The organism is Streptomyces sp. SCPE 10, assembly GCF_051980735.1.
In the GTDB taxonomy this organism is placed as follows: domain Bacteria; phylum Actinomycetota; class Actinomycetes; order Streptomycetales; family Streptomycetaceae; genus Streptomyces; species Streptomyces misionensis.
On sequence record NZ_CP197069.1, the window covers coordinates 7,131,246 to 7,157,421 of the forward strand.

Below are 26,176 nucleotides of genomic sequence, written 5' to 3' on the forward strand. Positions count from 1 at the left end.
GCCGTGGTGCCGAAGTGCGGGTGAGCGTGGTGGTCAGTGGCCGGGGTGGCCGAGGAGCAGGACGGAGGGCACGGTGTCGGGATGGGCCAGGCGCAGCAGCCCGTAGCCGATGCCGGACAGTCCGGTCAGCAGCCCGGGGGAGGGAACCTGGTCGGGGGTGGCGCACCGGTGGCCCTGCGCCTCGACCAGCGCGAGCGCCTGTCCGGTGCGCCGGGTCAGCGTCCCGGCGGCCGGCCCGTCGCCCCGTGCGGCGAACAGGGCCAGGGCTTCCAGGGTGCCGAGGGCGCCCTGGGCGAGGCTGAGGTCGGGCCCCACCTCGGCGTCCCGGAGCCGGTCCGCGAGCGCGGCGGTCGCCGCGCGGTCGGTGTGCCGGGCCGCGTCGCCGGGGAGCGTCCGGGCGGCGGCCGCCACCCCGGCGAGCCCGCGGGCCCAGGACAGGTCGGCCCCGGCGTGCTGCCGGACGGCCGCGTCGAGCAGGGTCCGCGCGGCGGCGGTGTGCGCCGCGGACCGCTCGGGCCGTGCGGCGGCGTACCGCAGCAGCGCCCAGGCGATCCCGGCGGTGCCGTCCGCGAAGCCGGTCTCGGCGCCGGGGCCCGGCGCCACCGTGCGCAGCCGGTCCGCCAGCTCGTCCGCCAGCCGCAGCGCCTCGGGCGACCCGGCCGCCTCGTGCACGGCGACGGCGGCGGCCAGCGCCCCGGCCGTACCGCCCGCCAGCCCAGGGTCCGGGCAGCCGGCCGCGGCGTGCGCCAGCGCGGTGAGCGCGTCCGGCAGACAGTCCGTCAGCTCCCCGTCCAGCAGCGCGGACAGCCGGACCAGGGCGTAGCAGACGCCGCCGAGACCGTCGTAGGCGCCGGGGCCCGCCGCCGCGCCCAGCTCCGGGTCGGCGGCCAGGGCCTTCAACAGGGCGGGCAGCGGCCGCACCGCCTCCCGGGCCAGCGCGGTGTACCGGCCGGCCCCGGTCAGGGCGCCCGTGTGGGCGAGGAACAGCGCGACCCCGCAGTAGCCCTGGGCGAGCCCGGCGCCCATCGGCAGCACCGCCCAGTGCGGCCCGGACACCCGTTCCAGACCGAGCCAGTTGGCCCGGCCGCCGTCGCGCACCGCACGGGCGGCGATGTCGTCGGCGATCCCGCACACCGCGGCCAGCAGCCGTGAGGCGTCGGGCACGACGGCCGGCACGGGCGCCACCGCGAGTGCCGACCGCGGCCGGCCCGCCGGGGCAGCGGCGCCCCGGGCCGCCAGCGTCGCCGACACGATCCACTCCTGGTCGCGGCAGTCGATCTCGTCCATCCGCGCGATCTTCTTGCGGACCGCGGCCAGGCTCGCCTCGGGCAGCACGTCCGGTAGCCAGGTCCCGTCGGCCGTCCGGACCCCGGTACCGGACGGCCGATGGGAGAACAGGGGGACGTCCCCGCGCCACAGGTCCGCCGTCTCGTGCTCGACGAGCCGCCGGCGGGCCGCGTCGTGCTCGGACTCGGTCCACAGCACCGCGAACACCCCGTCCCGGGCCAGCGCGTCACCGAGCAGCGCCGGATGCGTGGACTCCTCAAGGAGCGTCGCGTACAGCCGCGTGGAGCGGGCGATCAGCCGCGCCGGGCTGTCCGCGCCGGCCGTCAACGGACCCTCGTCCCCGGCCAGTTCGGCGCCGTGTGCGGCGATCGCCGCGTAGGCCGTACGGAAGCCGTCGAGCAGCGCCGCCCGGTGGTCCGCGCCCTCCAGCGGGCGCCCGCCGGGCAGCGGCTGGTTCTGCCCCGCCGGGCTGAGCAGCGGTCCGCGCACCGCCCGCATGGTGTCCAGGCCGCTGTCCTCCCAGCGCAGCCCCTCACTGGGGAAGGTGCCGTCGGTGGACCGGCCCAGCGCGGAGATGTCCAGCGCCCCGTGCTCGCCGATCAGCAGATGGGGCAGCAGACAGGTGCGGTGCACGGAGCCGTGCAGGGCGTCCGCGGCCGGGTCGGCACCGGCCGTCATGGCCTGCCCCAGCCCGGTGTGCAGCAGCGTCTCGGCGTCCACCAGGACCGGCTGGTCCCCGCAGGCGATGACGTTCTCGTAGTGCATGTCGGCACCGTCCACCGCGTAGAGCAGCGCCAGCAGCGCGCCCTGGCGGCGGTAGAAGGCGTCGGTCTCGGTCACCGACCGGCACCAGCGGTGCGCCACGAACTCCAGCCAGCCGTAGCCCTCCCGGCGCACGGTGCGCGCGGTGCGCAGCGCCAGCCCCGGCATCTTGGCGTCCAGCCAGGCCGCCAGCTCGTCCAGCAGAGCGTGCTGGCCCAGCGGACGCGGCTTGTACACGATCCGCGCGCCGCCCGCGAAGTGCAGGACCGCCACCGACCGGTTGCCCTGGTGGGCGTCGCCGAGCCCCAGCTCCACCCGGACGAGCGCACCCGGGTCACGGCCGTCGAGGAGACCGGCGACCAGGTCCTCCCGGTCGGCCCGGAAGCGCGCCACCAGTTCGGCCGTCGCGTCCAGCGCGTCCAGCGCGGTCTGCCCGAGCATCCGGGCCAGCACCGGGTAGGCGGCGCACAGTTCGCGAAGGCCCCGCCGGGTGCCGGTGTGCGCGACGAAGGCCGCGAACCGCTCGCGCGGACCCGCACCCTCCAGACGCCCGGCGCGGCGGGCCGCGTCGAGCTCCCGCACCAGCGTGCGGGCGGCCGCCCCGGCCAGCTGCCGCGTCAGCCACCGGCCGAACTCCGCCCGCCACACCGCCCGTTCGGCGCCGGGCAGACCAGCCGACGAGTCGGCCAGCCGGCCGGCGACCGGGGCGACGAGCGGCCCGACCACATGGGCGAAGGCCGCGGGCCCGGCGCCGTCCGTGTCCGGCTCCCCGGGCTGCTCGGCGGCGGCCGCCACGGCGGCCTCCACGTACGTGGCCCAACCGGGCTTGACCGCCCGGGCCGCGAGCCGCCCGGCGGGCTCCGCCGCGAGGGCCGCCGCCGTGGCACCGTCCACCCCCAGGTGCGCCAGCCGCAGCGCGAAGCCCTCCGCGTCCCCGGCGGCCCAGGGGGCGCGCACGGGGGCGTAGGGGTCGGCGGTCGCGGCCGGGCGTCCGGGGGCGGCGAGCCGCTCCGCGAGGGACAGCGCCGGGGCCCACCAGTCGAGCGGCAGGCCGGCGCTCCGGGGAGTCGGGAGGCTGGCGGTCTCAGTCACGTCAACGAAGGTCGCAGACACCGGGCGACCCCCACATGGGGAAGTGACCCCCATATTCTGCGCGGCCCCCTCCCCACGGGTGGGGACGGCACCCGCCCGGCCCGCCCCGACCCGGGGAAAGCGCAGGTGGGAAGGCGACTACCCAGACCCCTGTACGACCGCGGGGCAACCGCGCCCCGCAGACCCCCACGGCCCCCGCACCCACCCCCCGCCGGGCCGATCCCCCATGAGTGGCGGCCCCCACCCCCCATCCCGCGGCGGGCACGGCCGCGCCCGCGTCCGGCGTCCGGCCCCGCACCGGCGGCAGCGGCGGGCAGGACGGCCCGCCGGACCGGGCGGACACCCCCACCGTCCCGGCGTCCCCCGCACCCGCCCCCGGAAAGGTGGGGACCGACTACCGATGCCCGCCCCCACCCCCCGACGGCACGGTGGAGCGCAGAAACCACGAACCGCCCCGGCGTTCACGACCGGGCGGACGACCTTCAAGGAGCAGCAGATGGGAGTCCCCGTACCCGTCGGTGTGGTCGCCCTGGACCCGGTCCTGGAGGCCGGCACCCGCAGTACCCTGCTCGCCTGCCCGGAACTGGCCGTGTGCGAGCCCGCGGAGGCCCGGGTCGCCGTCCTCACCGTGGACCGGCTCGGCCCGGCCGAACTCGACATGGTGCGCACCACCCGTGCGCACGGGCAGCGTCCCGCCGTCGTCCTGGTGGCCGGCGCGCTCGCCTCCGGCGACGCCCTGCACGCCCTCGCCGCCGGCGCCCGGGGCCTGCTGCCGCGCCGGGAGGCCGACGCGTCCCGCCTGGCCCACGCGGTGCTGGCCGCCGCCCAGGACGACTGCACCGTCCCCACTGACCTGCTCGAACAGGTCCTGGACCGGCCCGACCACGGCCGGACCGGCTGGGCCGGCGGCGCCCTCTCGGACCGGGAGCGCTCGGTGCTGCGGCTCGTCGCCGACGGACACGAGACGGCGGAGATCGCACAGCGCCTCGCCTACTCGCCCCGCACCGTCACCACCGTGGTGCACGACATCACCCAGCGGTTCCGGCTGCGCAACCGCGCCCACGCCGTCGCCTACGCGCTCCGGGCGGGCCTGCTGTGACCGCCACCCTGACCGCCGCCCCCGGCGTGCCCACCACCCTCTGCGTCCTGCCCTCGCGGCACGCCAACCGCGTGCGCGCCCTCGCCCACCGCGCCGGACTCGACTGCGCCCCCGGCCCCGGCGCACCCGGCACCGTCACCGTCGTCGTCGCCGACGACGCCGAACAGGCCCTGCGCGGGCTGCGGGTGCCCAGGCCGCTGCTGCTCGTGTGCGACACGGTCGGCAGGGCCGGGCTGCTCGGGGCGCTGCGCGCCGGGGTCGTGGTGCTCAGGACCGCGGACCTCACCGAGGAGAGCCTGGCGGCCGCCGTCCGCCGTGCCGGGGCGCCGCACCCGAGCATCCCCTACCCGGAACTCTCCCACCTGCTGACCTCGGGCCCCGCCCGCGGCGAGCCGGGGCCGCGGGAGGACCGGCCGCCGGCCCTGACCGCCCGCCAGTTCTCGGTGCTGCGGCTGATGGCGGAGGGGCACGGGAACGCGGGCATCGCCCGGTTGCTGCACTGCTCCGAACACACCGTCAAGAACGTCGTCTACGAGATCATGGCCCGTCTGCAGGCCCGCAACCGCGCCCACGCGGTGGCCCGCGCCGTGCGCCACGGGCTGATCTGACGTGCGCGGGCCGAGGGGCGGCCGCGGCCGTTCAGCGGCCGGCGGACGGCAGCAGCCGCGGCACCATGCGCTCCTCCACGGCCCGCTCGCCCTCCCGGCGCACGACGTACGCGCCCCGGTCCGGCAACTCCGCGACCGCCTCGACCAGTTCGGTGCCCCGGTAGACCAGGCCCACCCCGTCGTCGGTGCAGTGCGCGGTGGGCAGGGTGCCGTCGGCGACCAGCCGGTGGATCAGCGGGCGCCGGCCCGGATCGGAGTCGTAGTGCACGCCGTTGCCGTACGGCAGCAGACCGAGGCCGTCGGTCACCGGCCGCAGCTCGGGCCCGAAGGAGTCCGTCGCGCCGCCCTCGAACCAGCAGATGGAACCGGCGCTCACACCGGCCAGCACCACCCCCGCCCGCCAGGCGCGCCGCATGATCGCGTCGAGACCGTGCACCCGCCACACCGCGAGCAGGTTGGCCACCGAGCCGCCCATCACCCACACCACGTCGTGGTCCAGCACCGTCCCCTCGACGTCCTCGACGTTCGGCATGGGGAACAGGTGCAGCGGCGTCAGGTCGAACCCGGCCACCCGGGCCGCCTCGCTCATCCGCGCCGCGACGTGCTCGGCGTCCCCGATCGCCGTGCCCACGTACAGGACACGGGGGCGCCTGCCGTGCACACCGGACAGATCGACCGCGTGGTGCACCAGGGCGTCGAAGAGCACCCGCGTACGCGTTCCGACGCGGTGCCCTCCGGAGGTGGCGACGATGGTGGGTTCCGGTGCGGTCACGCGGCGATCGTAGCGTGGGGGTGGCGCTTTGAACGTGGGGGAGTGGTGAAGGTGGGGCGCCACCGCCGGAGTCCGGGAAACGCGGCGGGGACCGGCCGTCGGGCCGGTCCCCTTCGCATGTGTTCGGGTGGTCGCGGGGTCACTCCCGGCGCAGCGCCACGGCCGCCGCGTACCCCGCGGGGACGAGCACGTCCCGCAGCGTCCAGCGCGGCGACGGCGAAACGGGCCGGTCCCCGGTGCCGACGTGGTCCAGGGCCGGATCGCGCACCAGCCCCGTGCCCAGACCCTTCAGGTAGGCCTCCTTGCGGACCCATGTCCGGGTGAAGGCCGCCGGCCGCTCGTACGCCGGGAGCCGCGCCAGCTCCGCCACCTCCGTCGCGTGCAGCGCGCACTGCGCGCTGCGCACCGCCTCCGCGGAGGCCAGCCCCTCCACGTCGACCCCGACCGGTGTGCCGGCGAGCGCCACCAGCACCAGGTCCCCGCTGTGCGACAGGGAGAAGTGCAGCCCCGGGGCGCGCAGCGCCGGCCGGCCGTGCGGGGCACCGCAGCCCGCGCACGGCTCGCGCATCAACGGCAGTTCGTCCGCCCGCACCCCCAGCAGCGGGCCGAGCAGGGCGCGCAGGGTCGCGTGGGCGATCACATAGGCGTCGCGGTCCCGGGCCCGCCGGAACGCACCGGCCCGCGCCCGTTCCTCCCCGTCCAGCAACTCCTGCGCCCACCGCAGCGCCCGCTCGTCCTGCGCCCCGACCTCGGCGAGGTACAGCTCCAGCGGCCCGCGCAGCGCGCGGGGGCGCGCGACGTACGGCCGGTGCAGCGGGCCGGGCAGGTCCAGTACGGCGGGGCACAGCGGGTCCACCCGGTCCGGCGGCCGTGCCCGGCCGGGCACGGCCGCCGGACCGGCGTCGAGCGGCGACACCGGCAGCAGCGCGGCCGGCGCACCGCCGCCCGCCCGCACCGCCGGCCGCGACGGCGGCGGGGCACCGGCCGGACGGGCCGGCGGGGGAGGGGCGGCCGGCGGTGACGACAGCGGCGCCGGCCGGGCCTCAGACATCGGCCCCGGCGAGCCGGCGGCGCAGGCTCAGCGGGCGCATGTCCGTCCAGATCATGTCGATGTGGTCCAGGCACTCCTGCCGGCTGCCGCTGCGGCCCTCCCGGTACCAGCCGGCCGGCAGCTCGCGGTCCGCCCGCCAGATCGAGTACTGCTCCTCGTCGTTGCGCACCACGAGATACACGTCGTCGGCGCCCGGACGGGCCTCGTCGCCGCCGGAGTGCGCGGAGTTGGGTTGCGTCACGGTGAACCTCCCGCAGATGTCGGTCCGGCCGCGGAGAAGGGCCGGCGCCGCAAGCGTGCCGCGCGCCGTGCGGCCGGGTCAGGGACGAACGCGCCGAACCGGCGGCACCCGTTGCTGCCGGATCTTCCCTGGTGACCTACGGCCCCGGCACGGGACCGTGCTGTCCGGTCGGGGGCCGCCCGGCACCCCGGCGCCCCGCCGGGACACAGCGATTCCCGAGCACCCCCTTCCGGAAGGAGCACGCGATGTCGGACGAGCACGCACCTGTCCTGCTGCCGGGCGGAGGCTGGCGGCTGTGGGAGCAGTTCGCGCTCCGCGGCCCCGGCTTCCCCGCCGACGGCGTGCTGCGCCTCGCCCCGCCCGGACTGGCCGAGGCCGCCGACAAGTTCGGCCCCGGCGCCGAACTGTCCGGACCGGAGTGGCGGGCCTTCGCCGAGGACCTCGCGACGGCCGCCGTGGACACCGCCCGGCACCTCCAGGAGATCGCCGCCCGGCCCCGCTTCCAGGCCGCGCTCGCCTGGCAGAACCCGGCCGTGCTGCGCACCGGGATCGCCCCGTTCCTGCGCTGGACGCCGAGCGCCGACAGCCGCAGCAGCATGCCGCGTCAGCGCGAGGAGCTGGTCGCGCACTACTGGCAGCGGTTCTGCGTGAAGAACGACACCATCGGCTTCTTCGGCCCGGTCGGCTGGGGCCGCTGGGACCTCACCGGGAGCGGCGGCGTCGCCGTGAGCCCCGGGGACAACTTCCTCGCCGCGCGGGAGGTGTACTTCTCCGGCTGGGCGATCGACGCCCTCGCGAAGGTCCTGGCGACGGACGGCGCGCTGATGCGCTGGATCCCGCCGCGCCGGGTCTCCTTCGTGCGCTGCGCGGACGGCGCCGTACGGGTCCCCGGACGCCCCGTCCAGCCGATCGACGCCCGCGCGCGGGCCGTGCTGGAACGCTGCGACGGCACCCGCCCCGTGCACACCATCGCCGCCGAACTCGGCCGCCCCGAGGACGAGGTGACCGAGGTGGTGCGTGAACTGGTCGGCCGCCGCTGGGTGCAGTGGCGGCTGGACGTCCCCGCCGCCACCCACCCCGACCGCGCCCTGCGCGCCATCCTGGAGCGCGTCCCCGACGACGCCGCCCGGGACAGGGCGCTGGAGCGTCTCGCCGTGCTGGAACGCGGCCGGGACGCGGTACGCGCGGCCGGCACCGACGCCGCCGCCCTGACCGCCGCGATCACCGCGCTGGAGGACGACTTCGCGGCGCTGACCGACAGCGAGGCCCAGCGCGCCAAGGGCGAACGCACCGCGCCCTGCCGGGGGCTGGTGTACTCCGACGCCCGCCGCGCCGCCACCGCCACCCTCGGCACCGGACTGCTCGCCCACCTGGAACCGCTCCAGCTGTGCCTGACCGCCGCCCGCTGGATGACCAACTGCTTCGCCGAGACCGTCCGCGCCCGCCTGCACGCGGTGTACGACCGGCTGCGCGCCGACGGCGAACCGGTCGACCTGGCCACCCTGTGGCTGCACACCCTGCCCTCCCCGCACCCCGACGCGAGCCACCTCATCGACACGATCCAGGCCGAACTGCGCGCCAAATGGGCCCGCGTCCTCGACCTGCCCGCCAACGCCCGCCGGGTGCGGCTGACCACCGCCGAAGTCGCCGACCGGGTGCGCGAGGAGTTCGACGAGCCCGGCGACGGCTGGTCGCTGGCCCGCTACGTCAGCCCCGACGTACTGGTCGTCGCCGACGACGCCGACGCCCTCGCCCGCGGCGACGTGGACCTCGTCCTCGGCGAGATGCACTGCGCGCTGAACACCATGGGCGCCTCCCTCTTCGTGCACCAGCACCCCGACCGGTCCGAGCTGGTCGCCGAGACCGGCCGCGACTTCCCCGGCCCGCGCCTGCTGCCCATGCTGCCCAAGGAACTGCCGCTGAAGTGGTCCACCCGCAGCCGGCCCTCGCTGGACCGGCCCGAGGACCACTACGTCGCCCTGGTCGACCAGACCGGCGACCCGCACCGCCCGCGCACGGTGCTCGGCGCCGACGTCCGGATCGAGGAACGGGCCGGCCGGCTCACCGCGGTCCTGCCCGACGGCACCGCGTACGACGTGCTCGACGCCTACGCCAACACCCTCACCCAGCGCGTCATGGACCGCTTCACCCTGCGGCCCGAGGGCGACCACACCCCGCGCATCACCATCGGCCGGCTGACCGTGGCCCGCGAGACCTGGCAACTGCCCGTCGGCGACATGGACTTCGCGGAGGAGAAGGCGGAGGCCGCCCGCTTCGTCCGGGCCCGGCACTGGCAGCGCCGCAACGAGCTGCCCCGGTTCGTCTTCGTCGTCTCGCCGACCGAACCCCGGCCGTTCTACGTCGACTTCGACAGCCCCGTCTACGTCACCATCCTCGCCAAGGCGGCCCGCAGGCTCGCCCGCAAGGACCCCGGGGCCCGGCTGAAGGTCAGCGAGATGCTGCCCACCCCCGAGCAGGCCTGGCTCACCGACCACGAAGGCCGGCGCTACACCTCCGAACTCCGGTTCGTGGCCGTCGACCTGACCGTCGCCGACGCGGGGGAGAAGTGATGCGCACGGTCGCCGACGACATCGCCGCGCACGCCCGGCGCCACCCCGAACGCATCGCCCTGAGCACCCCGGCCGGTGAGGTGTCGTACCGCGAACTGGACGCCCGCGTCGAGGAGATCGCCCGTCTGCTGCGCGCCCACGGGGCCCGGCCCGAGACGGTCTGCGCCGTCGCCGTGGAGCACGGCACCGACGCGGTCGCCGCCATGGCCGCCGTACTGCGCTGCGGCGCCGCCTTCCTCACCCTGGACGTCGACCAGCCCAAGGAGCGGCTGGCGTCCTTCGTCCGCAGCGCCGGCGCCCGCCTGCTGCTGACCCGTTCGGCCCTGGCCCCGGCACTCGGCCTCCATCTGCCCACCGTCCTGCTGGACCAGCCGCCCGGCACCGCCGACGACGGCCCGCCCGCCGTCCCGGCCGGCCCCCGGGCCCTCGCCTACGTCAGCCACACCTCCGGCAGCACCGGCGAACCCAGCGCCGTCCTGGTCGAACACGGCGCGCTGGACGCCTATCTGCGCGACGCCGCCCACGCGTTCGGCCTCGGCCCGCACACGGTCGCCCTGCAGACGGCGCCCCTCGGCTACGACGCCTCCATCCGGGACACCTTCGTACCGCTGCTGGCGGGGGCACGCCTGGTGATCGTGGACCGGGCCCGGCTCCTGCGGCCCGCGGAGTTCGCCCGCACCGTCCAGGAGCACCGGGTGACCGCCCTGCTCAGCGTCACCCCCTCCTTCCTCACCCACCTCTCCGGCCGGGCGGAGCTCGCCGAACCGCTCGCCGGGGTCACCCTGGTCGCCGTCAGCGGCGAGTCCCTGCGGCCGTTCCTCGCCGCGGGCGGACGCGGTCTCGTCCCCGGCCGGCTCGTCAACCAGTACGGCCCCACCGAGTGCACCATGACCACCACCCGGTACGGCGTGCCCACCGTGCCCGACCCCGCCGCCGATGTCGTGGGCACCCCCCGCGCGGGCGCCGTCGTACGGATCCTCGACGCGGACCTGGCCCCGGTGCCCGACGGCACGATGGGCGAGGTGTACATCGGGGGCACCGGTGTGGCCCGCGGCTACGGCGGCCGTCCGGCCCGCACCGCCGCCTGCTTCGTGCCCGACCCGCTCGGCCCGCCCGGCGCCCGCCTCTACCGCACCGGCGACCTCGGCTGGTGGGGCCCGAAGGGCCTGCACTACGCCGGGCGCACCGACCGCCAGATCAAGATCCGCGGCTACCGCGTCGACCCCGCCGAGATCGAGGGGGCGCTGCTCGCCCACCCCGCCGTCACCGGCGCGGCGGTGACACCGGACACCGACGAACTGGGCCGGGTCCACCTCCTCGCCCACATCACCGGTGAACTGACGGCCACCACGGACGCCCAGCTGCGCCGCCACCTCGCCCGCTCCCTGCCCCCGCACCTGATGCCCCGCCACTTCCTGCGTCTGACCGCCCTCCCGACCACCCGGGGCGGCAAGACCGACCGCCGGCTGCTGGCGAGCGGGAGGACGGCATGAGCGCGTGGGCGGGCGCCCCCCGAGCCGCCGACACGGCCGGGTGGAACGCGGAGGGGGGAGCGGGCGTGGCCGGGCGCGCGGCCGCCGCGAGCTGCCTGACCCGGGGAGGGGACGGGCCGGTCACGGCCGACTTCAGGGCCGCCCGTGCCGTCGCCGTCGGGACCGCCGGGGTGCGCCCCGGCGAGGTCCGGCACGGTCGCGGTGCGGCCGGGACCGGTCCCCGCGGCATCTCCGGCGGGCCGCTTCCCGGCCTGGCCGACCTGCTGGCCGCGGCCTCGCGGATCGGCCCGTACGTCGTCCACACCCCCCTGCTGCCCGGCCCGAGGACCACGGCGAGCGGCACCGAGCTGCTGCTGAAGGCCGAACACCTCCAGCTCGGCGGGTCGTTCAAGATGCGCGGGGCCGCCAACGCCGTCCTCGCGCTGGGTGCCGACCGGGTCGTCACCGGGTCCTCCGGGAACCACGGCATCGCCCTCGCCCGGATCGCCCGGACCCTCGGCATCCGGCTGACCGTCGTCCTCGCGGCGGGTGCGGCCCCCGCGAAGGCCGCCGCCATCCGCGCGTTCGGCGCCGAGACCGTCCAGGTCCAGGGCGGGGTGGCGGAGCGCGAGGACCGTGCCCGGTCCCTCGCGGCCGAGCGGGGCGCCGTCCTCGTGCCGTCCTCCGACCACCCCCTGGTCGTCGCCGGACAGGGCACCGTCGGCCTCGAAGTGCTGGCCGACGCCCCCGGCACCGAGACGGTCTACGTCCCCACCGGCGGCGGCGGGCTCCTCGCCGGTCTCTGCCTCGCCGCGGGGGACCGCCCGGTCCGCGTGGTCGGCGTCGAACCCGCCCTCGCCCCCCGCTACGCCCGCTCCCTGGCCGCCGGGCACCCGGTCCGGCTGCCGGCCTGCGCGACCGTCGCCGACGGCCTGCGCGGACAGAGCCCGGGAGCCGTGCCCTACCCGATCATCCGCGACCGCGTCGACGACCTGATCGCCGTCGGCGACGCGGAGATCCTCGCCGCCACCGCCCTGCTGCACCGCCTCGGCGTCGACGCCGAGCCGAGCGGAGCCGTCGCCCTGGCCGGAGCCCTCCGGGCCGGCCGCCGCGAACGGGCCGTGGCCATCGTCTCGGGCGGCAACACCCCCGCCCGCCTGCACCACCACACCCACACCGGCGCACACCCGAAGGAGCCCACGCCATGACCACTGACGCCGCCACCGCCACCGCCTCTTCGACCTCCACCACCGACCTGCTGGTCGAGATCTTCCGCGACGTGCTGCGCCTGCCCGACCTCACCGCGCACACCGACTTCTACGAGGCGGGCGGCGACTCCCTGACCGCCTTCCAGATCACCGGCCGCCTCCAGGAGGTCCTCGGCGCCGACGTCCCGGTCTCCCTGGTCTTCGCCTACCCGACGCCCCTGGAACTGGCCGAGGTCGTCGACGCCGACTACGGCACGGCCTGAACCGCCCCGCGCAGACGCCCCGTCCACCCGCGCTCGCCAAGGAGAGCCGTGCCATGACCGAAGACCTCGTGCCGTCCCTCGGCCGCTGGCGGCTGTGGGAACAGTTCGCCCTGCGCGGGGCGGGCTTCCCCGCCGACGGCGTGCTCCGCCTCGCCCCGCCCGGACTGGCCGAGGCCGCCGACAAGTTCGGGGCGGGCGAGCCGCTCGACGGCCCCGAGTGGACCGGCTTCGCCCGCCTCTTCGCGGACGCCGCCGTGACGACCGCGCACACCTTGCAGGACATCGCCCGGACACCGGCCTTCCGGGAGGCCGTGGCCTGGCAGAACCGGCCGGTGCTCACTTCCGGGATCGCCCCGTTCCTGCGCTGGACGCCGAGCGCGGACAGCCGCAGCAGCATGCCGCGTCAGCGCGAGGAGCTGGTTGCGCACTACTGGCAGCGGTTCTGCGTGAAGAACGACACCATCGGCTTCTTCGGCCCGGTCGGCTGGGGCCGCTGGGACTCCGCGGCCCCGGGCCTCGCCGTGGACCCCGGCACCGGCCTGATCGCCAAGTCCACCGTCTACTGGGCCACCTGGGGCATCGACGCGCTCGCGAGGGCCCTGGACGCCGACCCCGCCCTGCGCGAGTGGATCGCGCCCCGGCGGGTGCCGTTCCTGGTGCTGGAGGGGGACCGCGTCCGGGTGCCCGGCCGGCGCGCGCAGCCCGTGCCCGCGGGGACGGCGGCCGTCCTCGCCCGCTGCGACGGGGTGCGCCCGGCCCGGGAGATCGCCGCCGAACTCCCGGACACCGACGTCCCCGCCGTCCTGGCCGACCTGGTCGCCCGCCGCTGGGTGGTCTGGCGCCTCGAACTCCCCGCCGACACCCACCCCGACCGGGCCCTGCGCGCCTGGCTGAAAACCGTGGGCGCGCCCGCACTCCGCCGGCGCGGGCTGGCGGCACTGGACCGGCTGGAACGGGGCCGCGCACGGGTGGCGGCGGCCCGCGACGTGGACACCCTCGTGGCGGCGCTGACCGGGCTCGAACACGACTTCACCGAGCTGACCGCCACCGCCGCCGTACGGGAGAAGTCCGCGTCGACCGCGCCCTGCCGCGCGCTGGTCTACTCCGACACCCGGCGGTCCGCCACCGCCCGCCTCGGCCCCGCGATGCTCGAAGCGCTGCGCCCGCTCGGGCTGTTGATGGACAGCGCCGCCTGGCTCACCGCCGAACTCGCCGCGACGGTACGGGAGGAGATCCGCCGCGTGCACGACCGGCTGGCCGCCGAGGGGCCGGTCGATCTGGCCTCCTTCTGGTTCGCCTGCCTGCCGGTGCTGCACGGCGCCGCCCGTGCCAAGGCCACGCAGTTGCAGGGCGAGTTCGCCCGGCGCTGGCAGCGGATCCTGGCGGCCCCGCCCGACGCCCGCCGGGTCACGCTGACGTCGGCCGGCATCGAGGCGGCGGTACGGGAGCGGTTTCCGGCCACCGGCGAGGCCTGGACGGCGGCCCGCTACCTCAGTCCGGACATCCTGATCGCCGCCGACGGCACGGACTCCGTGGCACGCGGCGACTTCACCCTCGTCCTCGGCGAACTCCACCTGGCCGCCAACACCTTGGGCGCGTCCCTCTTCACCCACCAGCACCCGGACGTCGACGAACTCCTGCGGCTCACCGACCGCGACCACCCCGGCCCCCGGCTGATGCCCCTGCTCCCCAAGGAGCACCGGTCCCGTCTCTCGGCGCGGGTGCGCCACACCCTCGTCCGCCCCCAGGACCGGCAGGTGGCCCTCGCCGACTTCGCCGCCGACCCCGCCCGTACGGTCCGCAGCGCCGACGCCACCGTGGAGGACCGGGCCGGCGAGCTGGTCGTCCGCCTCCCGGACGGCTCGGCCTTCCCCGCCCTCGACGTCTTCTCCCACGTCCTGACCACGCTGTCGATGGACCTCTTCCAACTGCTGCCGAGCGCGGACCACACTCCCCGCGTCACCCTCGACCGCCTGGTGGTCGCGCGCGAGACCTGGCGCCTGGCGGCCGCGGACGCGGAGTTCGCCGCCGAGAAGGACGAGGCCCGCCGCTTCGTCGGGGCCCGCCGCTGGCGCGCCCAGCTGGGCCTGCCCCGCTACGTCTTCGTCGTCTCGCCGACCGAGTCCCGGCCGTTCTACGTCGACTTCGACAGCCCCGTCTACGTCACGATCCTCGCCAAGGCCCTGCGCCGCCTGGCCCGCAAGGACCCGCGGGGAACGGCCGTGTTCACGGAAATGCTCCCGACCCCGGAACAGTCCTGGCTCACCGACGAGGAAAACCGCCGCTACACCTCGGAATTGAGATTCGTCGCCTTCGACACCAGCGCGGGATACCCCCAATAGCCGCGATCAAACAGAAGGTGAGTGCCAAATTCCCATTGATCTGGCATGAGCATGACGCTTAGCATCACGCGGCACTGTTGTTGTCTGAGAGGAGTCAAAGATGACACAAGCGGAGACGATGGAAGCGCCCTCGTACGAGTCTTTGGTCGAGGACGCGCTGCGCGAGCTCTCCGAGGCCGAGTCGGCCGAGGTCCTCGTGCCGGTCGGCAGCGGCGAAGAAGGTCCGCTGATGGCGTGGTTCGTCGCCACCTGACAACCGGCGAGCGCCATCCGACACCTGGCAAGACCCCAGGGGTTCCGGCCGCGCGCGATGCCCGCGGCCGGAACCCCCCTTGCCCGGAAGAACCGCCGACCCGACCCGAAGCCAGGGGGAGCACGCCGTGACCGTCGTCCAGCCCAGCCGCGACCTGCGGGATGGAGTCGATGCACTCCTCGACCGGTACGCCGGCCTCACCGAGCGCGACCATTGCGTCGTCGTCTTCGCCCCGGACAGCCGGGAGGCGGCCGCCTGGCTGGTCGCCGGACTCAAGCAGCGCGGCATCGCCGCCAAGGCCGTCGGCATGCGGCCACTCGTGGACTACGGATTCGCCGCCCGCCTGGAATCCGCCGTTCCGGACCCCGCCTCCTTCACCGGCCGGCTCGTCGTCTTCACGCTCGAACGCGACACGATGTCCCACTTCTCGCCGCTGCAGCACCTGATGCAGCGGTTCGGCAGCGACCGCTGCATGATCGTCCGCATCATCAGCGCGTCACGGGAATTCTTCGAGCAGGCCCTCAACCTCGGACCGGACGAACTCAGCGCCCGCAACGCCGCACTGCTGACCCGCCTGACCAAGGCCCGCAGCGTCCGGGTCACCAGCCCGGGCGGCACCGACCTGCGCATCCGGCTCGACGCCGAGCGCTACGACTGGATCAGCAACCGCGGCGTCTGGCGCCCGGGCGGCTTCACCATCCTCCCCGCCGGGGAAATCGCCACCTACCCCGCCGGGATCGACGGCCGGCTGGTGGCGGACGGGGCACTCAACTGCAACGTCATCACCCGCATCGACACCCGGCTGGCGGACCACCCGCTCACGGTCGACATCGCGGACGGGCGCGCCACCGGCTTCACAGGCGGCGACGACGACGTACGCGAACTCGTCGAACTCTGCTTCAAGCAACCGCACGGCATGCGCGTGGGCGAGCTGGGTTTCGGCACCAACAACGGCATCGACCGGTTCATCCCGGCCAACTCGCACATCAACGAGCGCCGTATCGGCGTGCACATCGGGTTCGGCCAGCACAACCAGGACCGCGCCGTGGTCGACTACGAAGAGAAGGTGCACCTCGACCTCATCACCGACGGCGCGGAACTCCACATCGACGACGACCCCGAACCCGTCGACCTGGCCGACCTCCCGCTCACCGGGGACGAACACCCCCGGCTGGTGCGTGACGAGGACATCACGGGCGACTGCTGCGGGTTCGGTTACGGCGAACTGACCGACCCCGCCGCCGCGAGCGCGATCATCTGAACATGCCCAACGCGAAAACCCTGTTGACCGGCCGGCTGGCCGGCAGCGCCATGGAACTGCGCGACTTCCGGTACCTGTGGGCCGGACAGGCGGTCAGCGCCGTCGGCGACCAGCTCTTCAACGTGGCCGTGTCCCTCCGGGTGATCGAGTGCGGCGGGGACGCGGGCGACGTCGGTCTGGTGATCGGCGCCCGGATGCTCGCCACCGTCCTGTTCGTGCTCATCGGCGGTGTCTGGGCCGATCGCGTGCCCCGGCGCCGCGCGATGATGCTCGCCGACGGCTTCCGGCTGGTGGCCATCACCGTCGTGGTCCTCGGCGCGTTCGACACCGCGACCCTCTCGCTCGCCGTGACGACCTTCCTCGTCGGCAGCGGAGAGGCGTTCTTCCGACCCGCCTACGGCGGTCTGGTGCCCTCGCTCGTGCCCGAGGACCGGCTGCTCAGCGCCAACGTCTGGCGGGGCGGCATGGAGAGCGCGGCGGCAGTCGTCGGACCCGCGCTCGGCGGCGTACTGGTGGCCACCGTCGGCACCCGGGTGGCCTTCGCCGCCAACGCGGCCACCTTCGCGATCAGCCTGCTGTGCGTCCTCGCGGTCACCGAACCGCCGATGCGGCGGCAGGTGTCCCGCTCCTCCATGGTCCAGGAGATCCGCGAAGGACTGGCGGCGGTGCGCCGCGTGCGCTGGACCGCGGCCATCCTCACCATGACCGCGGTACAGACCATGCTGGTCGTCGCGCCCCACATGGTGCTGCTGCCGGTCATCACACAGGAGAGGTTCGCCGGACCCTCCGCCTACGGCCTGGTCATCGCCATGTTCAGCCTCAGCGGCTTCATCGGCACGATCGTCGTCGGACGGATCAGGCTGAAGCACCCCGGCACCAGCGCGATGATCTTCAACGCGCTCTTCACGCTCGTGCCGCTCGTGCTGCTCACCCCGTTCTCGCTGTGGTGGGTGGTGGCCGGATACATGATCGCGGGCTTCGCGATGATGCCCTTCAACACCCTTCTGCACACCGCCCTGCAACGCCAGTTCCCGCCCTCGCTCCTCGGCCGGATCAGCTCCGTCGACTGGCTGTGCAGCCTCGCGCTGCTGCCGCTCGGCCTGGCCGTCATCGGACCGCTGGCGGACGCGGTGGGGCGCACGACCGTACTCGTCGCCGCCGCCGTCGTACAGCTCGGCGCCGCCCTGCTGGTGCTGGCCGTGCCCGGGGTGCGCGACTTCCATCAGGAAGAACACGAAGAACAGCCGGTTCTCGGAGACGTGGAGGTATGACATGGCCGTGGAGAAGCTCCTCGACGATCCGTCGAAGCTGGTGTCCATCCGGGACACCGAGCCGTACGTCAGCCGGGACATGGGCGAGCTGGACCACGTGTTCTCGACCGACCTCGCCCAGCGGCTCCTGTTCGAGCGAGGACTGCGGACCCCGTACATCAGGCTCTGGAAACACGGCAAGGACATCGGGGTCCGGCACGCGGCCAAGCCCGGTGACGACGGCTCCGACGAGCGCCGGGTGCTGTCCGGGCTCGCGGACCCCCGGTACGTCGTCGACCAGATGCGGCAGGGCGCGACCCTCGTCTACCAGGCGATGTCCACGTACTGCCCCGAGGTGGAGGCGTTCTGCTCCGAACTGTCCGAGGACCTCGGGGTGCCCGTCGCCGCCAACGCCTTCCTGACCCCGCCGCACTCCAAGGGCGCCGAGGCGCACTACGACCTCGCCAGCATCTTCATCCGCCAGCTGGCCGGCTCCAAGACCTGGCGGCTGCACGAGCCGCCGATGAAGTGGCCCCTCAAGCGCTCCAAGCCGGGCGTCACCCCGCAGACCCCGCTCCGCCTCGAAGTCACCCTGCACGCCGGCGACTGCCTCTACCTGCCCCGCGGCTTCTACCACGAGGGCACCACGGGAGCGGAGGGCTCCGTCCACATCGCCTTCTCCGACGGCGTCGAGGACACCTGGACCCAGATCCTGCACGACGTCCTCGACCTCGCCGCCGAACGCAGCCCCGCGCTGCGCGGTCGGCTGCCTCGCAAGTCCGAGGCGCTGAGCGGCGGTTCCAAGGAGATCTGGAAGGAGGTCCGGGAGGACGTCTTCCGCACCCTGGAGGGACTGAGCGACGAGCTGATCTCCGCGCTGGTGGTGCGGCGCCTCCAGGCCCGCGAACAGCAGCTCAAGAAGGCGGAGGCGGCCTCGCTCGGCACGATCCTCGCGGTGGACTCCCCGTCGGGTGACGCCTGATGGGGGCCGGGCAGGACGAGGCGGTCCGGGTCGGCATCACCCCGGCCGGCACCATGAGCCTGGTCCGCGGCCACCACCGGGAGATCCTGCGGCGCCTGGGATCCGCCCTGCCCGCCGGCACCGAGCCCGCCTGTCTGCACCCCGGCCTGGTCTGGGCGGCGACCTCCGGCGACGACGCCGACCCCGCCCACGTGGCGGAGCTGGCCGGCGCGCTGGCGGACGCCGGCCTGATGCCGCCGCTCGAACACCTCGCGCCCGGCGGGCCGGACGCGCTGCCCGACTGGTGCCGATGGGGCACCGGCCAGCTGCTCGCCGACATCCGGCAGACCCACGGCATCGGCGAGGCCGACTTCGGCGCACCGGACCTCACCGAGGGGATCGCCCACCTGGCGGCCGCCCGGGCGACCCTGCGCCGGGTCTGGCCCGAAGCCGCCCTGGAAATGGACCTGTTGATCCGGGTCATCGTGCACGTCCAGGGCGGCGCCTTCCGCTCGGCCACGCTCCGCCCGACCTTCGGCGCCATCTACCTCGGCTCCTCCAGTATCGCGAGCACCCCGGCCGCCTTCGAGGCACTCCTGCACGAGACCGGCCACCACGCGCTCTACCTGCGGAACTTCTTCGCGACCCTGGTGACCAACGGCGACCTCATGATCAGCCACCCGCTGCGCCCCGACCCGCGTCCGGTCTCCGGCGCCGTGCACGCCGCCCACGTTTTGGCCCGCATGGCCCACGGCCTCGCCCGCTGGGCGGCGGAACCCACGGCTCCGGCCGAGGTCGCCACCCGGCGCGACGACGCGCTGCGGCGCCTGCGGGGCACCATCGAGGCCCTGGAACCGGCCGCCGAGTGGACGGACGACGGCCGGCGGTACTTCGACGACCTCCTCCACTGGGAGAAGGAACTGACCACCGCCCACCAGCCCTGACCACCACCACCCACTGCCCCCGCCGCCCGGTCAGTAGGGTGAGCCCCACCGGACCGGAGCGTGGGGAGAGGGATGACCGACTCGAAGCAACACCGCGGCTGGATAGGCAAGTTGTTCGGCGGGCGCCGTGCGCGCCCACAGCGCCAGGCACCCGCCCGCCCGGCCGGTGAAGACCCCAGGGCGTGGGCCCGTCCCGAGGAACTGGTGGACCTGTCCTCCCTCCCGCCGCACGTGGCGGAGGACATGATCGCCACGGCGGCGCTGATCGACGAGGCCGACCGGGCACGCGAGCGCGGTGACCGGGAGCAGGCCGAGGAACTGCTGCGCGGCGCGGTCGGGTCGACGGTCGACCCCTACCGCCAGCTCGCCGAGGAACGGCTCGGGACACTGCTGTCCGAGAACGGCGAGGCCGAGGAGGCCATCGCCCTGTGGCTGCGCGCCGCCGAGGGACCGGACCCCGGGCTGCGCCAGGCCGTGGAGGTCTACCTGGGCTCCATCCCCTTCGCGGACCCGGGGTTCTTGGTGCACGCCGACCCGGCGACGATGCTCACCCTGCTGCCCAGGGCCTGGGGGCCCGGACGTCTCGGCGCCGCGGTGTACCAGGCCTCGGCCCACCGGCACCGGGACGCCCCCGCCGCCGTGCGCCGCCACCTGCTGGCACTCGACGCCGCCCGCTACGGGGACCTCGACCTGGCGGCACGGATCGATGCCGTACCGGTGCCGGACGAGCCGGCCGCGCGCCGGCGCGTCGAGTGGGCGAGCGGCGTCCAGCTCGGCGGCTGCCGCTGGAGCACGCTGGGTCACCCGGACGGCGTGTCGGCGGTCGCCGCGGGACCGGTCACCGTCGACGGCCGCCCGGTCGTGGTCACCGGCGGCGACGACGGCACCGTACGCCTGTGGGACCTGGCCACCGGCGAACCGGTCGGCGAACCGCTCGCCGAGCACACCGGGCGGGTCCTCGCCGTGGCGACGGCCGACCTGGACGGCCGCCCGCTGGCCGTCTCGGCCGGCACCGACAAGGCCGTACGGATCTGGGACCTGCGCACCCGACGGCTCCGGCACGCGCCCCTGACCGGCCACACCGACTGGGTCACCGGGGTGGCCACGGCGACGGTGCGCGACCGCCCGGTTGCCGTCACCTGCGGCCATGACCAGAGCGTGCGGGTCTGGGACCTGGCCACCGGGGAACCGGTCGGCGCTCCGATGGGCGAGCCGGCCGGCCCCGGCAGCGCCTACCCGCACCGGCTGGCCGCGGTCGCCACGACGGTGCTCGACCGGCGGCCGGTCGCGGTGACCGGCGACTTCGGGGGCACCGTCCGGGTCTGGGACCTCGCGAAGGGACGCCGGCTCCGGGCGCCCCTGGCCACCGGGACCGGTGCGGTGGAGGCCCTGGCCACGGTGTCGGCCGATGGCGGTCCGGTCGTGGTCGTCGGCGGCTCCGACGGCTCGGCCACCCTCTGGGACCTGGCGTCGGGTGCCCGGGTCGGCGAACGCCTCGGCGGCTCCACCACATGGCCGCAGACCGTGGCGGCGGTGACGGGCGGGGCTGGTCCGGTGGTGGTGACCGGCGACACCACCGGCATGGTGCGGCTGTGGGACCCGGCCACCGGACGGCAGAGCGCCCAGGCCTTCGCCGGCCCGCTCGGCCGCGTGCGGACACTGGCCGCGACCACAGTGGACGGGCGGCCGGTGGTGCTCATCGGCACCGGCGACGGCAGGGTCCACCGCTGGGACCCGGACACCGAACGCCCCGTGAGCGACCCGCTGCCCGGCCACGGCGACACGGTGACCTCCGTGACGACGATCGAGGCGGACGGCGGCACCCTCGTCGTCAGCTCCGGCTGGGACGGCACGGCCCGCCTGTGGGACCTGGCCACCGGCGCCGCGGCGGGCACGCCCCTCACCGGCTCCGGCGACCCGGTGTACGGGACGGCGGCCGCGGTGGTCGACGGCCGACCCCTCGTGGTCGTCGCCGGGAACGGCGGCACGGCCCGCCTCTGGGACCCCGTCGGCGGAGCGGAGCGGGGCGGGCTCGACCACGACGCCGACGTGCACGCCGTGGCGACGACGGCACTGGACGGCCGTCCGGTCGCCGTCACCGGCGGCACGGACGGCGCGGTCCGGATCTGGGACCTCGGCACCGGGGAGGACCTGCACGGGCCGCTGAGCGGACACGAGTCCGGCGTGACCGCCGTGGTCACCACGGAACTCGAAGGACGCCCGGTGGCGGTCACCGCGGACGAGGACACGGTACGGCTGTGGGACCCGGCCTCCGGCGCCCCGCTCGGCCCGCCGATCGTGCTCGCACCGTCCGCCGGGGCCGTATCCGCGGCGGAGCCGGAGGACGAGCTGCCGCCGGCCATCGAGATGCTGGCGACGGCGGTGGTCGACGGACGCCCGGTGCTGGCGGTGGGGTGCGAGGACGGCCTGGTCCACCTCCGGGACCTCACCACCCGCGCCCCGGTCGGCGAGCCCGTCCGCGCCGACGGCCTCACCGCGCTGACCACCGCCCGGATCGAGGGCCGCCCCCTGCTCCTCACCGGCGGCCACGACGGCATCGTGCGCACCTGGGACCTGACGACCCGCACCCCGAGCGGCCCCGACCTGGTGCTGCCCTTCCCGGTCGGCGCGCTCGCCGTGACCCCGACCGGCCGGCTCGTGGCCGGATTCGGCCGGGAGGTCGCGGTGTTCGGCCCCGCGGAGCCCGCGTAGCCGGGAGGGTCCTGCGGCGGGCCCGCGTCCTACGACCCTGACGGCCGCCGTCGGGCAGCGGGCGGCGGACCTCGCCCCGCCGCCCGCGGCCGGCGCCGGGGGCGGCGTCGACGAGGCCGGCGGGCGCGCAGGGGGCCGGTCAAGGGGGCCGGGTCACCGCATCGGGTGAAACGGCGCGTGTGGTCAGGCGCTCGGCAGGCCCGCCGCTTCCGCTTCCGGCTCGGTGAGGGCGGCCGTGTCCGTCAGGCCCAGGCGGAGGTGCTCCACGTGGTAGATGGCCTGGTCGATCAGTTCCGCGACGTGGTTGTCGTAGAGCGAGTACACGATGGAGCGGCCCTTGCGGGTGCCGACGACGAGACCGAGGTTGCGCAGCAGCCGCAACTGGTGGGAACAGGCGGACTGTTCCATGCCGACCTCGGCGGCCAGTTCGGTCGCGGGCAGCGGGCCCTCGCGCAGCCGGGCGAGGATGAGCAGCCGCGAAGGGGTCGCCAGGGCCTGGAGGGTGGTGGCCACCTTGGTGGCGCTCGCCGCGTCCAGACTCCTGCGCGGGACGCGTCCTGACGGCTGTGCGGCTCCATGACCCATGTGTTCATGGTACGACACCATTCATGAACGCATGAATGACTCTTCATTCATTCCTGCTACGGTGGTCGGGTCGGGACACCGTGCCGCCCACCGTGAAGGACCCATGTCGAACTCATCCACGCTCACCCGCCCGGCGCCGGACGGCACCGCGCACGAGGCGGCCGCACCCCGCCGCCGCACCCGGATCCTCGCCCTGCCCGAGGCCCGCTGGGCGACCGCCGCCCTGGTGCTGTTCCTGGTCGCGCTGCCGCTGTACCTCACCGGGGCGCCGTCATGGACCTGGGGCACGCTGTTCGCGGCCGTCTACGCGACCGGCGGCTGGGAACCGGGCTGGGCCGGGCTCCAGGCGCTGCGGGAGAAGACCCTGGACGTGGACCTGCTGATGGTGGTCGCCGCGCTCGGGGCGGCGGCGATCGGGCAGGTGCTCGACGGCGCGCTGCTCATCGTCATCTTCGCCACCTCCGGTGCGCTGGAGGCGATCGCCACCGCCCGCACCGCCGACTCCGTGCGCGGCCTGCTCGACCTCGCCCCCGCCACGGCCACCCGTGTCGCCGACGACGGCGAGGAGGAGACCGTGCCCACCGAGCGGCTCGCGGTGGGCGAGACCGTCCTGGTGCGCCCCGGCGAGCGCGTCGGCGCCGACGGCCGGGTGCTGGCGGGGGCGAGCGAGGTCGACCAGTCCACCATCACCGGCGAGCCGCTGCCGGTGCCGAAGGAAGCCGGGGACGAGGTGTTCGCCGGCACCCTCAACGGCACCGGCGCGCTGCGGGTGAAGGTCGAGCGGGACCCGTCCGACTCGGTGATCGCCCGGATCGTGGCCATGGTGGAGGAAGCCTCCGAGACCAAGGCGCCGACCCAGTTGTTCATCGAGAAGGTCGAACAGCGCTACTCCCTCGGCATGGTGGCCGCCACCCTCGCGCTCTTCCTGCTGCCCCTCGCCTTCGGAGCCGCGCTCCAGCCGACCCTGCTGCGGGCCATGACGTTCATGATCGTCGCCTCGCCGTGCGCGGTGGTACTGGCCACCATGCCGCCGCTGCTGTCCGCGATCGCCAACGCCGGCCGCCACGGCGTCCTCGTCAAGTCCGCCGTCGTCATGGAACGCCTCGGACAGGTCGACGCGGTGGCGCTGGACAAGACCGGCACCCTGACCGAGGGCACGCCGAGGACGACGGAGATCCGCCCGCTGGCCGCCTCCGGGCTGACGGAGGACGAGGTGCTGCGGCTGGCGGCGGCGGCCGAGCACCCCAGCGAACACCCGCTGGCCCGCGCACTCGTGGCCGCCGCCCGCACCCGCGGCCTGGACCTCCCCCCGGTGCGGGACTTCGACTCCGCGCCCGGTACCGGAGTGCGCGCCACCGTCGAGGGCAGGACCGTCGCGGTGGGCAGCCCCGCCCGCCTCGGCGACGCCCACCCGGGCCATCCGGCCCTGACCGTGGCCGCGGGCCTGGAGGAGGAGGGCCGCACCGCCGTGCTGGTCACCCTCGACGGCGAGCCGGTGGGCGTGCTGGGCGTTGCCGACCGGCTGCGCGCCGAGGCCGCCGCCACCGTCGCCGCCCTGGCGGAACTGACCGGCACCGCCCCGGTCCTCGTCACCGGCGACAACCCGCGCGCGGCGGCCCGGCTGGCCGGCGAGGTCGGCATCACGGACGTCCGTGCCGGGCTGCTGCCGCAGGACAAGGTGGCCGTGGTGCGGGAGCTGGAGCAGGCGGGGCGCAAGGTGCTGGTGGTCGGCGACGGCGTCAACGACGCCCCCGCGCTGGCCGCCGCCCACACCGGTATCGCCATGGGGCGCGCGGGCTCCGACCTCGCCCTGGAGACCGCCGACGCGGTCGTGGTCCGCGACGAGCTGGCGACCATCCCCGCACTCGTCCGCCTCTCCCGCCGGGCGCGCCGGCTGGTCGTGCAGAACCTGGTCGTCGCGGCGGTGTTCATCACCGGCCTGGTGATCTGGGACCTGGCCGGGAACCTGCCCCTGCCGCTGGGCGTCGCGGGCCACGAGGGTTCCACCGTCATCGTCGGCCTCAACGGCCTGCGGCTGCTCGCCGACGGCGCCTGGCGCCGTGCCCGCGGCGGGAGCCTCCGGTGAGCCGCCGGGGCCGGGGGACCGGCCGGGGCGCGGATGCGGCCGGGGGGCCCGACCGCTGCACCGTGACCGTGTGCCGCGGCTGCTGCTGCGGCACCGAGAAGCTCCCCGGCGTCGATCACGCCGCCCAACTCGGCCTGCTGCGCGAGGCGTTGTCCGGCACCGGACGGGTCCGGGTGACCGGCTGCCTCGACGCCTGCGAGCACGCCGACGTGATCGTGGTGCAGCCGTCCCCGGCCGGGCGGGCCGCCGGCGGCCGACCGGTGTGGCTCGGCCTGGTCAACGACATCGACGCCGCCGCCGACATCGCCGCGTGGGTCGCCGCCGGCGGCCCGGGCCTGGCGGACCCGCCCGGCGTGCTCGACCTGTACGAGTTCGCTCGGAACCGGTGAACCCGTACGTTCGGGTGGCGCGCATGCGGGGCCGAGCCCGGACGGGGCTCGCGCCACGCGGCCCGGTCGCCGGGCGGAAGAAGCTTGCCGATGCCCTGGAGGACCGTCACAGCTCTACGCTTGCCCTCTGATTCGCCGCACCGTCGGGAGGTTCGTTGTCCACCGCGCCGCCCCCTCCGAGTGACACTCCCGGCCCTCCGCCTGCCCGGCCGCCTCGACCGGGGGCGCGGCGGACCTCGGTGTGGCGCCGGGTGCACAACGTGTTCCGGGGACGGAGCCAAGCCGCCAAGGTCGCCATCGCGGGTGGTTTCTTCACGCTCGTGAGTACCGTGTTGGCCGGTGTGTTCGCCGTCATCGCCGCGTTCGTTCCGGTCGTATGGAGCGACGACCGGGATGACGGACACCCCGGCTCGTCCGCGGCGGCGCCCCCGGCTGTGTCCACTGCGCGCCCTGAGCAGTCTTCGCACGTGCCGTCCGCGTCGACGTCGTCCCGGGCGCCCAGGGTCAGCATCACCTCGTGGACCGAGAGTGCTGCCACATCGTCGGCCAAGACGTACGTCTTCTCGGGCACGGTGTCGGATCTACCGGACCTTGCCGAGATCCATGTCGTCGTCCAGCTGCCTGGTACGCCGTCCGCTGCGCGTACCAGGCAGGCGAAGGGAGCGAAGTGGCTTGTCTCGCCCCAGGCGGAGATTGTCACGGACCGCGAGTGGCAGGTCACCTGGACAGTCGCCCAGCCTCCGCCGAGCGGACGCTGGGTTGCCGTGATCATCGGCTGGCCGGGTGGTGATCAGGGCCTGCCGACGGACGGCAACCCCCGCGGCGGCGAACCTTCGTGCCCGCCCGGTCCGCCCGGTTGCACCCCGGCCCAGCACCTCGCATGGGACGGGCCGGACGCCGAAGGCGTCTACGCCACCGCCACGGCGGCGCCTGCCGCCAACCGCCGAAGGCCGGTCCGGTGAGTTCGG

Annotated in this window: 21 protein-coding genes; 16 read left to right on the forward strand and 5 right to left on the reverse strand. The window is 75.4% G+C overall.

Annotated features, from left to right (window positions below):
- Positions 1-33: 33 nt before the first annotated feature.
- Positions 34-3,141 carry a type 2 lanthipeptide synthetase LanM family protein gene (locus ACSP97_RS32455; RefSeq protein WP_440555569.1) on the reverse strand — a complete coding sequence of 1,036 codons (3,108 nt, stop codon included), beginning with the start codon at positions 3,139-3,141 and terminating at the stop codon, positions 34-36.
- 496 nt (positions 3,142-3,637) lie between these two features.
- Here ACSP97_RS32455 and ACSP97_RS32460 point away from each other — a divergent pair, with 496 nt between their 5' ends.
- The gene (locus ACSP97_RS32460) at positions 3,638-4,240 is read left to right on the forward strand and encodes a helix-turn-helix transcriptional regulator (RefSeq protein WP_070027716.1); all 603 of its coding nucleotides are present in this window, start codon (positions 3,638-3,640) and stop codon (positions 4,238-4,240) included.
- The gene (locus ACSP97_RS32465) at positions 4,237-4,848 is read left to right on the forward strand and encodes a helix-turn-helix transcriptional regulator (RefSeq protein ID WP_355150552.1); all 612 of its coding nucleotides are present in this window, start codon (positions 4,237-4,239) and stop codon (positions 4,846-4,848) included. Before ACSP97_RS32460 ends, ACSP97_RS32465 begins: the two co-directional genes overlap by 4 nt.
- A gap of 31 nt (positions 4,849-4,879) precedes the next feature.
- Here the strand turns inward: ACSP97_RS32465 and ACSP97_RS32470 are convergent, their stop codons facing one another.
- The 3 genes from ACSP97_RS32470 to ACSP97_RS32480 form a co-directional block, all read right to left on the reverse strand.
- Positions 4,880-5,620: a peptidase E gene (locus ACSP97_RS32470; RefSeq protein WP_355150550.1), complete on the reverse strand. Its 741-nt coding sequence runs from the start codon at positions 5,618-5,620 to the stop codon at positions 4,880-4,882.
- Between the two features lie 139 nt (positions 5,621-5,759).
- Complete coding sequence (locus tag ACSP97_RS32475; RefSeq protein WP_440555572.1) at positions 5,760-6,671, reverse strand: 4'-phosphopantetheinyl transferase family protein; 912 nt, start codon at positions 6,669-6,671, stop codon at positions 5,760-5,762.
- Positions 6,664-6,852, reverse strand: a complete 189-nt coding sequence (locus tag ACSP97_RS32480) for an MbtH family protein (RefSeq protein ID WP_440558504.1) — start codon at positions 6,850-6,852, stop codon at positions 6,664-6,666. The genes ACSP97_RS32475 and ACSP97_RS32480 overlap by 8 nt, the downstream gene beginning before the upstream one ends.
- Before the next feature lie 305 nt (positions 6,853-7,157).
- Here ACSP97_RS32480 and ACSP97_RS32485 point away from each other — a divergent pair, with 305 nt between their 5' ends.
- From ACSP97_RS32485 to ACSP97_RS32535, 11 genes are all read left to right on the forward strand, one after another.
- Entirely contained in the window at positions 7,158-9,482 is a 2,325-nt protein-coding gene (locus ACSP97_RS32485) for a lantibiotic dehydratase (RefSeq protein ID WP_440555574.1), read from the forward strand.
- A complete protein-coding gene (locus tag ACSP97_RS32490; protein WP_440555576.1) occupies positions 9,482-10,975 on the forward strand; it encodes an amino acid adenylation domain-containing protein in 1,494 nt (497 codons plus the stop codon). Before ACSP97_RS32485 ends, ACSP97_RS32490 begins: the two co-directional genes overlap by 1 nt.
- Complete coding sequence (locus ACSP97_RS32495) at positions 10,972-12,162, forward strand: threonine ammonia-lyase (protein ID WP_440555578.1); 1,191 nt, start codon at positions 10,972-10,974, stop codon at positions 12,160-12,162. Before ACSP97_RS32490 ends, ACSP97_RS32495 begins: the two co-directional genes overlap by 4 nt.
- Entirely contained in the window at positions 12,159-12,425 is a 267-nt protein-coding gene (locus tag ACSP97_RS32500) for an acyl carrier protein (protein ID WP_355154429.1), read from the forward strand. The genes ACSP97_RS32495 and ACSP97_RS32500 overlap by 4 nt, the downstream gene beginning before the upstream one ends.
- Before the next feature lie 53 nt (positions 12,426-12,478).
- Positions 12,479-14,767: a lantibiotic dehydratase gene (locus ACSP97_RS32505; protein ID WP_440555581.1), complete on the forward strand. Its 2,289-nt coding sequence runs from the start codon at positions 12,479-12,481 to the stop codon at positions 14,765-14,767.
- A gap of 100 nt (positions 14,768-14,867) precedes the next feature.
- A complete protein-coding gene (locus ACSP97_RS32510; protein WP_167381455.1) occupies positions 14,868-15,020 on the forward strand; it encodes a hypothetical protein in 153 nt (50 codons plus the stop codon).
- 127 nt (positions 15,021-15,147) lie between these two features.
- Complete coding sequence (locus ACSP97_RS32515) at positions 15,148-16,281, forward strand: hypothetical protein (protein WP_355154425.1); 1,134 nt, start codon at positions 15,148-15,150, stop codon at positions 16,279-16,281.
- A 2-nt stretch (positions 16,282-16,283) separates the two neighbouring features.
- The gene (locus ACSP97_RS32520; protein WP_355154423.1) at positions 16,284-17,552 is read left to right on the forward strand and encodes an MFS transporter; all 1,269 of its coding nucleotides are present in this window, start codon (positions 16,284-16,286) and stop codon (positions 17,550-17,552) included.
- Between the two features lies 1 nt (position 17,553).
- Positions 17,554-18,513, forward strand: coding sequence for a JmjC domain-containing protein (locus tag ACSP97_RS32525; protein ID WP_355154421.1), 960 nt, complete (start codon positions 17,554-17,556; stop codon positions 18,511-18,513).
- Positions 18,513-19,436 (forward strand): aKG-HExxH-type peptide beta-hydroxylase, encoded by a 924-nt coding sequence (locus ACSP97_RS32530; RefSeq protein ID WP_440555582.1) that lies wholly within the window; start codon positions 18,513-18,515, stop codon positions 19,434-19,436. The genes ACSP97_RS32525 and ACSP97_RS32530 overlap by 1 nt, the downstream gene beginning before the upstream one ends.
- Positions 19,437-19,508: 72 nt before the next feature.
- Positions 19,509-22,148 (forward strand): hypothetical protein, encoded by a 2,640-nt coding sequence (locus ACSP97_RS32535; protein ID WP_440555583.1) that lies wholly within the window; start codon positions 19,509-19,511, stop codon positions 22,146-22,148.
- Between the two features lie 183 nt (positions 22,149-22,331).
- On the opposite strand, the gene ACSP97_RS32540 is transcribed toward ACSP97_RS32535, so the two are convergent.
- A complete protein-coding gene (locus ACSP97_RS32540) occupies positions 22,332-22,733 on the reverse strand; it encodes an ArsR/SmtB family transcription factor (RefSeq protein ID WP_355330071.1) in 402 nt (133 codons plus the stop codon).
- A 103-nt stretch (positions 22,734-22,836) separates the two neighbouring features.
- On the opposite strand from ACSP97_RS32540, the gene ACSP97_RS32545 reads away from it, so the two are divergent.
- From ACSP97_RS32545 to ACSP97_RS32555, 3 genes are all read left to right on the forward strand, one after another.
- Positions 22,837-24,819: a heavy metal translocating P-type ATPase gene (locus tag ACSP97_RS32545; protein ID WP_440555585.1), complete on the forward strand. Its 1,983-nt coding sequence runs from the start codon at positions 22,837-22,839 to the stop codon at positions 24,817-24,819.
- Positions 24,816-25,208 carry a (2Fe-2S) ferredoxin domain-containing protein gene (locus tag ACSP97_RS32550; RefSeq protein ID WP_440555587.1) on the forward strand — a complete coding sequence of 131 codons (393 nt, stop codon included), beginning with the start codon at positions 24,816-24,818 and terminating at the stop codon, positions 25,206-25,208. Before ACSP97_RS32545 ends, ACSP97_RS32550 begins: the two co-directional genes overlap by 4 nt.
- 251 nt (positions 25,209-25,459) lie before the next feature.
- The gene (locus ACSP97_RS32555) at positions 25,460-26,170 is read left to right on the forward strand and encodes a hypothetical protein (protein WP_440555588.1); all 711 of its coding nucleotides are present in this window, start codon (positions 25,460-25,462) and stop codon (positions 26,168-26,170) included.
- Positions 26,171-26,176 lie beyond the last annotated feature (6 nt).

Coding starts and splice junctions, on each gene's coding strand:
- ACSP97_RS32505 (WP_440555581.1), top strand. CDS start 12,479: ATGACCGAAGACCTCGTGCCGTCCCTCGGCCGCTGGCGGCTGTGGGAA.
- ACSP97_RS32485 (WP_440555574.1), top strand. CDS start 7,158: ATGTCGGACGAGCACGCACCTGTCCTGCTGCCGGGCGGAGGCTGGCGG.
- ACSP97_RS32525 (WP_355154421.1), top strand. CDS start 17,554: ATGGCCGTGGAGAAGCTCCTCGACGATCCGTCGAAGCTGGTGTCCATC.
- ACSP97_RS32490 (WP_440555576.1), top strand. CDS start 9,482: ATGCGCACGGTCGCCGACGACATCGCCGCGCACGCCCGGCGCCACCCC.
- ACSP97_RS32545 (WP_440555585.1), top strand. CDS start 22,837: ATGTCGAACTCATCCACGCTCACCCGCCCGGCGCCGGACGGCACCGCG.
- ACSP97_RS32500 (WP_355154429.1), top strand. CDS start 12,159: ATGACCACTGACGCCGCCACCGCCACCGCCTCTTCGACCTCCACCACC.
- ACSP97_RS32535 (WP_440555583.1), top strand. CDS start 19,509: ATGACCGACTCGAAGCAACACCGCGGCTGGATAGGCAAGTTGTTCGGC.
- ACSP97_RS32540 (WP_355330071.1), bottom strand. CDS start 22,733: ATGGGTCATGGAGCCGCACAGCCGTCAGGACGCGTCCCGCGCAGGAGT.
- ACSP97_RS32495 (WP_440555578.1), top strand. CDS start 10,972: ATGAGCGCGTGGGCGGGCGCCCCCCGAGCCGCCGACACGGCCGGGTGG.
- ACSP97_RS32530 (WP_440555582.1), top strand. CDS start 18,513: ATGGGGGCCGGGCAGGACGAGGCGGTCCGGGTCGGCATCACCCCGGCC.
- ACSP97_RS32475 (WP_440555572.1), bottom strand. CDS start 6,671: ATGTCTGAGGCCCGGCCGGCGCCGCTGTCGTCACCGCCGGCCGCCCCT.
- ACSP97_RS32460 (WP_070027716.1), top strand. CDS start 3,638: ATGGGAGTCCCCGTACCCGTCGGTGTGGTCGCCCTGGACCCGGTCCTG.
- ACSP97_RS32520 (WP_355154423.1), top strand. CDS start 16,284: ATGCCCAACGCGAAAACCCTGTTGACCGGCCGGCTGGCCGGCAGCGCC.
- ACSP97_RS32510 (WP_167381455.1), top strand. CDS start 14,868: ATGACACAAGCGGAGACGATGGAAGCGCCCTCGTACGAGTCTTTGGTC.